Source organism: uncultured Cyclobacterium sp., from assembly GCF_963976465.1.
GTDB lineage: Bacteria > Bacteroidota > Bacteroidia > Cytophagales > Cyclobacteriaceae > Cyclobacterium.
On sequence record NZ_CAXBOC010000104.1, the window covers coordinates 1 to 12760 of the forward strand.

Consider the following 12760-nt stretch of genomic DNA (forward strand, 5'->3'; position numbering starts at 1 on the left):
AAAGAGAACAACCTTATTTGGTGGCCCATGCCAAGAATGCCTTAAGTGGACTTGCCCCTTTTAAAATCTTTTCCAGTTATCACTGGGAGGATTTCCAAACCTTGGTAGTTGAGATTAAATACATTGAAAGCCCCCACACCGAAACACTTAAATTTTCCTTCGATAAAAACAAAGTTACCTTTGAATCTAGTAGTCTTGGAAGTAGGGGAAAAACCAATGTACTTCATGGAATGCTAATTGAATAGCAATGGGCTTGACCTTTCATTTAATCCGAGAGATGCAATAGCCCATCAATTACCTACTGAAATCCATTCAAAATCAGCCACTTGGTATAATTGAATTTTAGCAATAGGGTGGTACTTTTTCTTCAATCCTAAGCATTTTTTATCTTATTTTTTTAATTAATTAATAGTCAACTTCTACAATTTTATGTTACTAAATTTGATAAATGTTACTAAAATCGTATATTAACAAAAAATACGTAACAAAAGAAATTGACAAAGAGAACAAAAAGCCAAATGGCTATTTTAAAAGCTGCCAAGGACTGCTTCTGGAAGTACGGGATCAATAAGGTCACAGTGGAAGAAATATGTGAGAAAGCAGGGGTAAGCAAAATGACTTATTATAGAAATTTCGCCAATAAAAAGGTTGTCGCCATCATGGTATTAAAAGACATCATCTTTAGGAGCGAGCAATTGTATGATGAAATCATGAGTAAGGAGATTGATTTTCCGAACAAAATCAAAGAGGTCATTGTATTGGAACATGAGTTTTCCCGTGGCATTAGTCAAGAGTTTATCCAAGATGTGACCAATAATGAGGATGAGGAATTACAACAACTGATGGATGAAGCCAATAAAAAAGGCCAGCAAAAATTTATTCATCACATGAAAGAGGCACAGAAGGAGGGGTGGATAAGAAAAGACCTGCATTTTCCATTTCTTATCCATATGATGAACGACATCAACATTAAATTAAGGGATGAAAAATTAATTGCCATGTATGATAGTTTAGAGGACTTAATCATGGAATTGGTTAATTTCTTTTTTTATGGCATTGTATCTCATGAAAAATTAAAATGAAGGTTTCAGGCTTTTTATTGGTTTTATTTTTATTTTGGATTAGGCCATCCACTGCCCAAAAGGCATCTTTTCATGGACAAGCTTCGGTTGTAGGTAGTTTCAGTCCTAAAAATGATTTGCCATATTTTTTCGGAACAAGGTATATTCCTGAATTTAGGCTTACGACTAAAATAGATTCCGTAAAAAATATAGACCTGCTGGCCTCAGCCAATTTATCAAGTACGGTTCTTTTTTCTGACTTAAATGAATCCCAAACTAATTTTAACCTCAATCCTTATCGAATATGGCTCAGGTACAGTTCCAAACAGTTTGAATTAAGATTGGGCTTACAAAAAATAGACTTTGGATCAGCGACAATCTTACGTCCCTTGCAATGGTTCAATCAAATAGATCCAAGAGATCCGTTACAACTGACCAATGGTGTCTATGGAATTATGGGTAGGTATACCTTTTTAAACAATGCCAATATTAGATTGTGGGGACTTTATGGCAATGAAAAGGCCAGGGGATTTGATGTGGTCCCTACCAACAAGACAATTCCTGAATTTGGAGGAAGGATACAACACCCGGTGTCCAAAGGAGAGTTAGCTTTCTCCTATCACCATCGTAGCGCAAATACCACAAAACTAGACTTTGTCAATACTTTTAGTAAAATTCCGGAAAACCGATTGGCTTTGGATGGAAAATGGGATGTAGGCATAGGTTTATGGTTCGAATCAGTTTATATCCATCGCAAAAAAAACATTGGGAACCTGACCAACCAAACCTTATTAAATCTAGGCGTAGACTATACTTTCCCTATAGGTACAGGTTTAAATGCGGTAGCTGAACACATGCAAATCAATTTTGATGAAGAGCAATTTTCAGTAAATAATGGGATGCACTTATCTGCTGCTACTTTTATGTATCCACTAAGCTTTTTTGATAACCTTAGCACTGTTATTTATTACGATTGGAGTTCAGAAAATACTAGTTTCTTTCTAAATTATTCACATCAATTTAAAAAACTGACCGGTTACCTTATGGGCTTTTATAACCCTGAAAGTTCGCAAACCGGTATTCAACAAAATGAGTTATTCAACCAGTTCAAAGGTCCAGGAATTAGGTTGATGCTGGTCTATAACCATTAACAAAAGCATTATGGAACATATCATTTCATTGTCACATGTAACCAAAGAATTTGAAGTAGGAGATGGTCACTTCACAGCTTTAAATGATGTCTCATTATCTTTCAAATCGGGTGAATTTGCAGGCTTTGTAGGCCCCAGTGGTTCAGGAAAAACCACATTATTAAATATTATTGGTTCCTTGGATAGTCCCACCGATGGCAAAGCAATAGTTATGGGAAAAGACATTGCCAAACTCAGTCACAAGGCTTCCGCCCACCTACGGAACTTACACATAGGCTTTATTTTTCAGGTATTTAACCTTCTCCCGGTTTACACAGTGTTTGAGAATGTAGAATTTGCTTTACTTCTTCAAGATGTACCCAAGGAAACCAGAAAAAAAGAAGTAATGGAAGCTTTGGAATGGGTTGGTCTGGAAAAGATGGCCCAAAAAAGACCTGACAAATTATCAGGAGGAGAAGGACAAAGGGTGGCCATAGCCAGGGCCATGGTAAAAAAACCAAAAATATTGCTTGCAGATGAACCAACAGCCAATTTGGATTCGGCCAATGCACATGCCATATTGAAAACCATGAAAAATTTGAACAAGGAATTGGGAACAACTTTTCTTTTCTCTACGCATGATGAAAAAGTGATGACCTATCTTGATCGTACCGTATCCTTAAAAGATGGAAAGGTTGTTTCTGATGTATGGGATAACCAAAGTATTCAATCATGAAATTGGCCTTTATCCTTGCCTACAAAAACCTAATAGGGGCAGGTTTAAGAACCTGGCTGAACGTTGGTATTCTAGCCTTTACGTTTATCCTTATCCTATTCTACAATGGCTTATTGGATGGTTGGAACCAACAGGCCAAGCTGGCATCAATTGAATGGGAGTATGGCTATGGCGAATTGCGTGCCACCAATTATGATCCCTATGATCCTTTCTCCATACAAGATGGGCATCAATCTTACAAACCGGAAGACTTTAATATGTTAACGCCCATTTTGATCCGACAGGCTTCCATTTATCCTCATGGAAGAATGCTGTCCATTTCTCTTAAAGGGATACCCCATGATCAAGAGCAGCTGAAATTACCAACCACTTTTTTAAACCCCTCGCAAGGTGAAATTCCTGTAATCATTGGCAAAAGGATGGCTGCCGCCGCCAAATTAACAGAAGGAGAAGAAGTACTGTTGCGTTGGAGAGATAAGCATGGAACCTTTGATGCCTTGCCTGTTACAATAGTTAAGGTTTTTGATTCTGATGTAGGGAGTATAGATTCCGGTCAAATGTGGATAGGCTTGGCTCAACTTCAAGAAATGACCGGTTTTAAAGATGAAGCTACTTATTTTGTTGCCAGTAAAAATTATACACATCAAGAAAGAAATGGCTGGAATTTTATCCCACAAGAAACCTTACTTGAGGATATAAACAAGCTAATTGCTTCCAAAAAGATTTCCGGATCGATAATGTATCTATTGCTATTGGCCATTGCCTTATTGGCTATTTTTGATACCCAGGTATTGTCTGTTTTTCGCAGACAGAAAGAGATAGGAACTTATATCGCCATGGGAATGACCAGATTACAAGTGGTAGGTTTATTTACAGTAGAAGGCAGTATGTACAGTCTTCTTGCAATGCTCTTTGGCGCTTTAGTAGGAATACCTATACTTAGTTTCTTGGCCGTGAAAGGCATTTCATTTCCTGAAGTAACGCAAGGCATGGGGGTGACCATGGCCGAAAGAATTTTCCCTGTTTTTAGCCTTCAGCTAATTGCAGGAACCATGTTATTGTTGATCATTTCAGCAACTATCGTTAGCTTTTTGCCTGCTAAAAAAATAGCAAATATGAATCCAGTTGAGGCCTTAAAAGGAAAGTTACAATGATTAAATTTTTGTTTAAAGGAATTATTCGGGACAAGAGTAGGAGCATACTTCCAATTGTTGTCATTGCTCTTGGTGTATCCCTTACCATTGTATTGAGCGGTTTTCTCAGTGGTGCCATGACGGATATGGTAGATCAAAATGCAAGATTTGAAACCGGTCATGTGAAGATTATGTCCAGGGCCTATGCTGAAAACAAAGAGCAACTTCCCAATGACTTGGCCTTGCTGGGAGTTGACAGTTTGGTTTCCTATTTAAAGTCTAATTATCCGGATTTACAATGGGTGGAAAGAATTCGTTTTGGAGGATTGCTGGATGCTCCGGATTCCGAAGGTGAATCAAAAGGCCAGGGGCCTGCCGCCGGAATAGCCATCAATTTGCTGGATGCTTCCAGTGGAGAAGTAGAGCGAATGAATATTGAAAAGGCCATCGTCTCGGGTGCTTTGCCTGATGAGGCCAATGAAGCACTTATTGGGGATGAGTTTGCAAAAAAATTAAAACTTAACATAGGAGATGAGGTCACCTATTTTGGTACCACCATGAATGGCAGCATGACTTTTCAGAATTTCACTATCAGCGGGACCGTTCGTTTTGGCATGGCAGCCATGGATAAAGGTGCCATTTTGCTGGACATTTCAGCAGCTCGACAAATGCTGGACATGCAAAATGGGGTCGGGGAAATACTTGGTTTTTTTCACAATGGTGTGTATAATGATAAAGCTGCTTTGGCTTTGGAAAACTCCTTTAATGATCAATTAAAGAGCAATCCTGATGAGTATGCGCCCCAGATGTTTACCCTTCGCTCACAAAATAATTTGGGAGACCTGCTGGATTATGCCAATAGTATGTCAGCCATTTTTGTGATGATTTTTGTAGGAGCCATGTCAGTTGTCTTATGGAATACAGGTTTGATAGGAGGACTCAGACGGTACCAGGAGTTTGGAATACGACTGGCTTTAGGAGAGTCTAAAGGCAAAATCTATCGTTCATTGGTGATAGAAGCTACCCTTATAGGAGTGATTGGTTCTTTGATTGGTACAGGCATAGGCCTGGTAGGTGCATTTTATTTACAAAATTATGGGATCAACATTGCAGGGATGGTGGATAACTCTTCCATGATGATGCCTACGGTAATGCGTGCCAAGGTAACCCCTAACCTCTATTTTATTGGTTTTATTCCGGGAGTATTTGCCATGGTTTTTGGAAATATGCTTTCAGGTATAGGAATATATAAAAGAGAAACAGCCAGTTTATTCAAAGAGTTAGAAGTGTAAAATCTATTATGCGATGATTACAACAAGAAATTATACAGGAAAAATGAAAATAAACATCCTTCTTTTCAGTTTTTTATTTATGTGGATAATGCCCGGTCAGGCGCAGGATGCACAGACTATCCTTGATAAGGTAGATAAAAATATGGTTTCGAAAACAGAAATAACGGAATCAGAGATGGTCATAAGAGGAAAAAGAAATGTCCAAACCATAGGTTCAAAATCCTATACCGAAGGCAATAAAAAATCTTTTACAGAATACCTTTATCCGGAACGGGAGAGAGGAACGAAGATGTTAAAACTGGAAGACCGCCTATGGATCTATTCCCCATCAACAGACAGAACCATACAGCTATCAGGTCATATGCTTCGCCAATCTGTTATGGGTTCCGATTTGTCCTATGAAGACATGATGGAAGATAGAAAATTGAAGGATATTTATGATGCAATCATTGTAGGAGAAGAAACCATTGATGAAAGGAAAACTTGGATTTTGGAATTAACTGCTTCGGTAGAGGATGTAAGTTATTACAAGCGGAAAATATGGGTGGATCAGGAGCGATTTATTCCCCTTAAAGAAGAATTGTTTGCCAAAAGTGGTCAACTCTTAAAAAAAACAACATTGTCTGACATTTCACAGATTGACGGTCGATGGTATCCTAAAAAAATCAACTTTAAGGATGTTTTAAAATCAGGCAATGGAACAGATTTTATTATTAAGAAAATTCAATTCAATCCAACCATCCCTGCATATATTTTCACCAAAGCATCCTTAAAAAAATAAGAGTAAAAATTAGCCAAAAATTTCAGTAGTCAATTGAATTGCCCATGAAATTATCCTTTCAGCTTGCCTTTAGAAACCTTATGGGTGCCGGGTTAAGAACCTGGCTTAATGTGGGGATTTTGACTTTTACTTTTTTGGTTATCCTTTTCTACAATGGATTACTGGATGGCTGGAACCTACAGGCCAAGAGGGATGCTATCAATTGGGAATTTGGTTACGGTCAATTTCAACACAAAAATTATGATCCATACAATCCTTTTAGTTTGCAGGATGCACATGGTGTATTTAATATTAGAAATACCTCAGGTCTAATTCCCCTACTGATGCGGCCGGCATCAATATTTCCCAATGGTAGAATGCTGTCCGTTACTTTAAAAGGTCTACCCAAAAACCAACAACTGCTAAAAATTCCGGTAGATCAATTGAATGAACAGGTGGGGGCAATACCCGTGGCCATAGGCAAAAGAATGGCAAAAACAGCCAAACTTTCCTTAGGCGATGAAATAAGCTTACGTTGGCGTGATAAAAATGGCACATTCGATGCTGCGAATGTGAAGGTGGATGCCATTTTTAATACAACCATAAATACAGTGGATCAAGGTCAAATCTGGATGCGTTTGGCGGACCTATGGCGGATTACCGGAATGAACAATGAAGCAACCCTTATGATTGCAGATCAGCCTATGCCTGATACCAGTTACAAAGATTGGAATTATGTTAATCAAGAAAAGCTTTTACAGAACATTAACGATGTCATAGAAGTAGAAAGAGCTAGTGCAAGGGTTATTTATTTTATATTATTGGCCATTGCCTTATTGGCTATTTTTGATACTCAGGTATTGTCCGTATTTCGGAGACAAAAGGAAATAGGCACCTATATCGCTCTGGGAATGACAAAGAGTGACGTCATAGGACTTTTTACCCTAGAAGGCAGTATGTACAGTTTATTTTCCATGTTATTGGGAACACTTATTGGACTGCCTTTATTTGGTTATTTGTCACAAAAAGGAATTTCTTTCGGCGCATTTACCGCGGATTTGGGAATAGGAATGGGAGATAGAATTTATCCATCTTTTAGTCCTTCGCTTTTGATTTCTTCGGCCCTAATAATAATAATTTCTGCCACAATAGTTAGCTTTATTCCTGCCCGTAAGATTGTCACCATGAATCCTATAGATGCTTTGAGAGGGAAACTTCAATAAATATTATGATTATATTAGATTCAATTTGTATAGCCTTTAAGAAACCCAATGTTCACATCCATTCAATTTAATATTGCTGCTTTCTTGCTTGTGTTTAGTTCAAGCCTGCTTTATGCACAAGTACCATTGCCTTCAAAAGCCCAGCTGGCATGGCAGAATGCGGAACAAGTAGCTATTTTCCATTATGATTTGCATGTATTTGATGGAGAAAAATACAATCAAGCGAAAAATAGAATTACACCAATTCCTGATTATAATATTTTCAATCCTATAAAATTAGACACAGACCAATGGGTTAAAGCTGCAAAAGATGCAGGTTGTAAAATCGCTATACTGACAGCCACCCATGAAACCGGTTTTGCTTTGTACCAAAGCGACGTTAACCCTTATTCTCTAAAAGCAGTAAAATGGCAAGATGGCAAAGGTGACCTTGTCAGGGATTTTGTGGCGTCCTGTAGGAAATTTGGTGTATTACCTGGGATCTATATTGGTATTCGATGGAATTCTTTTTACGGGGTGCATGATTTTAAGGTAAACGGAACCAATCAATTTGCAAAAGAAAGACAAGCCCATTATAACAGGATATGTGAAGGAATGGTTGAAGAACTCATGTCGCGGTATGGTGATTGGGCCATTGTTTGGTTTGACGGAGGAGCACACGGGCCTGAACAAGGAGGTCCTGATGTTTTGTCTATTTTTGAAAAACACCAACCCAATGGCCTATTTTACCACAACTTGCAAAGGGCTGATATACGCTGGGGAGGTAGCGAAAGCGGGACAGTTCCTTACCCTTGTTGGGGCACCTATATTACGCCTTCTTGGTTCAATAATAGAGGGGATAAGGATGGTTTTAAACCCTTGAAACACGGCTATCCGGAAGGTAAATATTATATTCCTGCCATGAGTGATGCCCCGCTCAGGGGATACAATGGGAGGCATGAATGGTTTTGGGAACCCGGGGATGAGGATCATATATTTCCTTTGGAAGATTTAATGAACATGTATAATAAGTCGGTGGGCCGAAACACTACACTAATCATAGGCCTAACTCCTGACCCTGAGGGCTTACTTCCGGAACCTGACGTAATAAGATTAAAGGAATGGGGCAAAGAAATAAAGAAACGGTTTTCGAATCCCATTGCAAAAACGTCTGGTTCAGGTAAAATAATTAGCTTAACTTTACCTTCCAAGGCGAATATTGACCATGTTATAATTTTGGAAAATATCATCAATGGTGAAAGGGTACGGTCTTTTCGCATTAAAGGAAAGCTTGATGGTCATTGGGTGAAAGTATTTGATGGAAGTGTAATCGGCCATAAATTAATTGTTCCGGTTTTTCTTGAAAACTATACTGAATTAAAACTTATCATTGACCATTCAATTGGAGACGCTCAAATCTTAAGTTTTGAAGCCTATAACTCAAAAAAGCCTTATTAATAAAAATTTTGAATATTATCTATTGTTTTTGTTAGGAGAGTTCAAAACAATAATTTTCGATGGGAAGAATAATTTTATTTAATCGATGAAAAGCCTAAGAACATGGATAATCCTATTAATCAATTCTTTGGTGTTTTTGGTGGTGGTTACACTTTCAATTTTTTCATACAAGGAATTTAAAAATGCTTTGGATGAAAGGGTTTTACTTCAACTTTCCTCTATCAAAAAGCTTAAACGAATTCAACTTGAAGCCCTTTTAAAATCTGAGATGGATGATTTTAAAAAATTAAATCTGGAATCCACCGACTCCATATCAGATCCATACAGCCTAATTGGTAAAGATATTAACAATGAATGCCTATTAAAAAAATTGAATTTAATGCCGGAAGGAGAGCGTTTTATTGATATTACCTCATGTGGCAGCGGAGGAGTACCTAAACTGGCCATGGTAAAAAAAACAGGAAGTAGGGTAGATCATATTCAGTTTATTGATGCTAATAAGATTCAGGATATTTTAATGGAACGTACCGGAATGGGAGAAAGTGGAGAAACCTACTTGGTGGGTAGAGATTTACGAATGCGTTCTATTTCTAGGTTTATGCCTGATACACCTCCCGCACAAATAAATGCACCAACTTTAGGAGCTAAATATGCTTTGCAAGGCATCAATGGTTCTGGAATTATTGATGATTATCGGGGTATTTCTGTCTACAGTTCCTATCATAAATTGGATATAGCTAATTTAGACTGGGCCATTTTATCAGAAATTGATGTAAAAGAAGTAGAAGCTCCTCTATTAATTATGAGAAATAAACTATTCCTCATCTCATTCTTGGTATTGCTTTTCGCTTTGACTTTTTCATTTTTAATTACTGTTGTATTATCAAAACCATTAATGAAAATGCGTCTATTCCTCAACTTTATGACACGAGGAAATTATGATTTTAATATAGATGATGATTATCAGGCCAAGGAAATTAAAGAAATGTTTGTGGCCTTAAAAAAACTTCAAAAATCCATAAGAGAGGCCATTTATTTTTCTACTGAAATTGGAGATATGAACATGAAAGCAAAATACCAGCTTTCAGGTGAGGGTGATGCATTGGGTAAATCTTTAGTGGCCATGCAAAAAAAATTAATGGAATATGAGAATGCAGAGAATATTAATCGATTAATGGCCAAAAAATCTTTAATTGAAGGACAAGAAAATGAACGGAAGCGATTGTCTAAGGATTTGCATGATGGTGTAGGCCCCTTACTTACTAGCCTCAAACTAATGGTGCAGACTTCTGAGCTTTCAGCCCAAAGCAAAAAAAAGATCAATACTGTAGTGGATGGAACCATAGATGAAATACGTAGAATGACCTATAATTTGATGCCTTCTGTATTGGTCGATTTTGGGGTGGGGAGAGCTTTGGCAAGTTTTATTGAAAAGATGAAAAAATCCAGTGGAATCGATATCGTATATGACGATGCGACCAAAGGTAAAGCAGGAAAAATAAGTATGGATTTAGACATATGTATTTTCAGGGTTTGCCAAGAATTAATCAACAATACATTAAAACATGCCAATGCAAAAAAAATAACCATTTCATTGACAGAATTTAATGATAAAATCTCATTGTATTTTTTTGATGATGGAAAAGGCTTTGATCCTCAAACAATTAAATATGGGGCCGGTTTAAGAAATATTAGAGAAAGGATTGAAATATTTAGTGGTTATTTACATACCAGGTCTGACAGGAATGGTACTGAAGTAGAAGTTGAAATACCTTTGAAAGATGAATAAATACAAAATTGCAATTGTTGATGATCACCAGTTATTTCGTGATGGGATTGATTCACTCTTATCAATGCAAGAAAATTTTGAGGTGGTGATAAGTGCAGAAAACGGTAAAGATTTTTTAATGAAACTCAAATCGGGTATCCAGCCAGACTTACTTTTACTTGATTTAACAATGCCGGAAATGAATGGTTTTGAGGTTCTGAACAAATTGAAAAAAAATTACCCTAAAATCAAAACCATTGCTATCTCCATGCATGACGATGGAAACTATATCATGCAATCCATCAGGGGAGGGGCATATGGATATTTATTAAAAAATACCGATGCGGAAGAATTGCTTCTTGCAATCGACACAGTCCTAAATGGGAATAAATACTTTAACAAAGATATTTCCCAGCGGATGATCAATATTATGTCTTTAGAAGGAGTAAGTCCAAAAAGGCTGTCCCCCAAAGAAATGCAAATTTTAGGATTGATTGCTGAGGGCCAAACCACAAAAGAAATAGCACATAAGCTAATCATTAGTACCAGGACGGTAGAAACCCATAGAAATAATATGATGAAAAAGCTCGATGTAAAAAACACCCCCGAACTAATTAATAAAGCTGCTCAATTAAATTTACTATAAATCCTACGTATTTATACGGAGGCTATCCATCCGTTATTTACCTTACCATAATTTACCAATTTTCTTAGAGTATCTTCGAAGGCTGTTTGGCGTTAATTTTACTAGAAATAAGAAGTTAACTTAAAACGGTATTCCTATGAAAAGTTTAATATTTGCATTCGCTTTTTTAACCATAGCATCAGTTGGATATGCACAAAACAAAAGTGATTTAAAAGGTCCAGCTGCAAAGAATTATAAGCCTTGGCAACAAAAGGACAAAGCTCCTTCAATAAAGGTTTATACTTTAGAAACTGCAACCAAACTACAAGGACCATCCGCGAAAAATAAGAAGTCTTGGGAAATTGAAACCAAAAATTACCAAGAAGCTACTTTGGTTTCAACCAGACCAAAAGTAACCGGACCTAAAGCAAAAAATGCCAAAGTTTGGAGCAATTAAAAATAAACCAAGCACCTTACATTAGCCTTGTCATTTTAAATGGCAAGGCTTTTTTTATGGTTTATATAAGTTATGCTGAGTAGGGTAGATCAATACGCTCTTAATAAAAACTTCCTTCTATAGATTTCCGCTAGTGCTTAATTATTAACAGTTGAAAGTTCTTTTGCCTTTCAAGCGCAAGAGAACCCGATTAATACTTTTTACATGGCATAAATTCAGATGCTTTTGATTATTTTTGACAAAAAGCTTCCAGCATTTATTCAGTACCCAGCTAAAAATCCCATCCTAAACGAAATCCATTTAATAATTTGAGCGAGTTTAAAAGCATTATATCAATATTTAAAAATGGGTGGTTTATTCTATTTTTTTTAGGTACTTTTTCTCAGAATGCCAATGGGCAAATTAAAGAATTAGAATCCATGTGGAAACAACAACTGGATACCGGTAAGTATGATTTTAGAACACTAAGATACCTTCAAATTTCTGAGGAGGATTTTCTGAATTTGTATGATACCCAGCCTAGTTTTGGGATGTACAAGGACAATTATTTTATTACAGGAGTACCGACCAACAAAGAAATTAATAAGCAAACTGCTGATGCGAAATACCAAATTAGTATCAGTCAGCGGTTAACCAAATCAAGGTTGCCCTTCAAAACTTCTCTATTGATGACCTATACCCAAAAATCATTTTGGGACATTTACGAAAATTCTTCTCCTTTTGCGGATAACAATTACAACCCGGGAATTACACTGATCAGACCTATTCTCAGCAAACAACAGTTGAAAGGTGGTATTGCCCTGTCATTTGAACATGAGTCAAACGGCCTAGACAGTATCAATTCCAGAAGCTGGAATTATACTACCTTATCAGCTGTGTATTTTTACAATGCCAATATTTCTGTGCAAGGCAAATTATGGGCAGGGGTATTAGGAGATGAAAACAAAGATCTTTTTGATTACAGAGGATATGGATTAATAGCCTTTAATTATCGAAGTTTCAATGATAATTTCTGGGGGAGTCTCGTTATTAATCCAAATAATAATTTTAGCAGGGTAAATACCATTTTAGAGTTGAATTTTAAACCTATTTCTACTGCCAATCAATACATGTTTCTGCAATGGTACAATGGCTATGT

General features: G+C 36.9%; 13 protein-coding genes. All 13 read left to right on the top strand.

All coding sequences use genetic code 11. The features are described from left to right. The coding region (locus AAC037_RS07965; protein ID WP_339902481.1) for a hypothetical protein at nucleotides 1-245 on the top strand (245 nt) is incomplete at its 5' end. A gap of 273 nt (nucleotides 246-518) precedes the next feature. Further along, a complete protein-coding gene (locus AAC037_RS07970; RefSeq protein WP_339902482.1) occupies nucleotides 519-1082 on the top strand; it encodes a TetR/AcrR family transcriptional regulator in 564 nt (187 codons plus the stop codon). Next, nucleotides 1079-2212 carry a hypothetical protein gene (locus AAC037_RS07975; RefSeq protein WP_339902483.1) on the top strand — a complete coding sequence of 378 codons (1134 nt, stop codon included), beginning with the start codon at nucleotides 1079-1081 and terminating at the stop codon, nucleotides 2210-2212. Before AAC037_RS07970 ends, AAC037_RS07975 begins: the two co-directional genes overlap by 4 nt. 10 nt (nucleotides 2213-2222) lie before the next feature. Next, entirely contained in the window at nucleotides 2223-2927 is a 705-nt protein-coding gene (locus tag AAC037_RS07980; protein ID WP_339902484.1) for an ABC transporter ATP-binding protein, read from the top strand. Further along, the gene (locus AAC037_RS07985) at nucleotides 2924-4081 is read left to right on the top strand and encodes an FtsX-like permease family protein (protein ID WP_339902485.1); all 1158 of its coding nucleotides are present in this window, start codon (nucleotides 2924-2926) and stop codon (nucleotides 4079-4081) included. Before AAC037_RS07980 ends, AAC037_RS07985 begins: the two co-directional genes overlap by 4 nt. Next, complete coding sequence (locus AAC037_RS07990; RefSeq protein ID WP_339902486.1) at nucleotides 4078-5352, top strand: FtsX-like permease family protein; 1275 nt, start codon at nucleotides 4078-4080, stop codon at nucleotides 5350-5352. Before AAC037_RS07985 ends, AAC037_RS07990 begins: the two co-directional genes overlap by 4 nt. Nucleotides 5353-5365: 13 nt before the next feature. Further along, nucleotides 5366-6133 (top strand): outer membrane lipoprotein-sorting protein, encoded by a 768-nt coding sequence (locus tag AAC037_RS07995; RefSeq protein WP_339902487.1) that lies wholly within the window; start codon nucleotides 5366-5368, stop codon nucleotides 6131-6133. Nucleotides 6134-6177: 44 nt separating this feature from the next. Beyond that, nucleotides 6178-7335: an FtsX-like permease family protein gene (locus tag AAC037_RS08000; protein ID WP_339902488.1), complete on the top strand. Its 1158-nt coding sequence runs from the start codon at nucleotides 6178-6180 to the stop codon at nucleotides 7333-7335. A gap of 48 nt (nucleotides 7336-7383) precedes the next feature. After that, entirely contained in the window at nucleotides 7384-8772 is a 1389-nt protein-coding gene (locus AAC037_RS08005) for an alpha-L-fucosidase (protein WP_339902489.1), read from the top strand. An 85-nt stretch (nucleotides 8773-8857) separates the two neighbouring features. Further along, entirely contained in the window at nucleotides 8858-10561 is a 1704-nt protein-coding gene (locus AAC037_RS08010) for an ATP-binding protein (RefSeq protein ID WP_339902490.1), read from the top strand. Continuing rightward, nucleotides 10554-11186 carry a response regulator transcription factor gene (locus AAC037_RS08015; RefSeq protein ID WP_339902491.1) on the top strand — a complete coding sequence of 211 codons (633 nt, stop codon included), beginning with the start codon at nucleotides 10554-10556 and terminating at the stop codon, nucleotides 11184-11186. The genes AAC037_RS08010 and AAC037_RS08015 overlap by 8 nt, the downstream gene beginning before the upstream one ends. 136 nt (nucleotides 11187-11322) lie before the next feature. Next, nucleotides 11323-11622, top strand: coding sequence for a hypothetical protein (locus AAC037_RS08020; protein WP_339902492.1), 300 nt, complete (start codon nucleotides 11323-11325; stop codon nucleotides 11620-11622). 308 nt (nucleotides 11623-11930) lie between these two features. Further along, nucleotides 11931-12760, top strand: an 830-nt coding sequence (locus AAC037_RS08025) for a phospholipase A (RefSeq protein ID WP_339902493.1), incomplete at its 3' end; no start/stop codon positions are given.

Bases quoted from the DNA above. Each gene is read 5' to 3' on its own strand.
- AAC037_RS07970 (WP_339902482.1), top strand. From the start codon at position 519: ATGGCTATTTTAAAAGCTGCCAAGGACTGCTTCTGGAAGTACGGGATC.
- AAC037_RS07975 (WP_339902483.1), top strand. From the start codon at position 1,079: ATGAAGGTTTCAGGCTTTTTATTGGTTTTATTTTTATTTTGGATTAGG.
- AAC037_RS07980 (WP_339902484.1), top strand. From the start codon at position 2,223: ATGGAACATATCATTTCATTGTCACATGTAACCAAAGAATTTGAAGTA.
- AAC037_RS07985 (WP_339902485.1), top strand. From the start codon at position 2,924: ATGAAATTGGCCTTTATCCTTGCCTACAAAAACCTAATAGGGGCAGGT.
- AAC037_RS07990 (WP_339902486.1), top strand. From the start codon at position 4,078: ATGATTAAATTTTTGTTTAAAGGAATTATTCGGGACAAGAGTAGGAGC.
- AAC037_RS07995 (WP_339902487.1), top strand. From the start codon at position 5,366: ATGATTACAACAAGAAATTATACAGGAAAAATGAAAATAAACATCCTT.
- AAC037_RS08000 (WP_339902488.1), top strand. From the start codon at position 6,178: ATGAAATTATCCTTTCAGCTTGCCTTTAGAAACCTTATGGGTGCCGGG.
- AAC037_RS08005 (WP_339902489.1), top strand. From the start codon at position 7,384: ATGTTCACATCCATTCAATTTAATATTGCTGCTTTCTTGCTTGTGTTT.
- AAC037_RS08010 (WP_339902490.1), top strand. From the start codon at position 8,858: ATGAAAAGCCTAAGAACATGGATAATCCTATTAATCAATTCTTTGGTG.
- AAC037_RS08015 (WP_339902491.1), top strand. From the start codon at position 10,554: ATGAATAAATACAAAATTGCAATTGTTGATGATCACCAGTTATTTCGT.
- AAC037_RS08020 (WP_339902492.1), top strand. From the start codon at position 11,323: ATGAAAAGTTTAATATTTGCATTCGCTTTTTTAACCATAGCATCAGTT.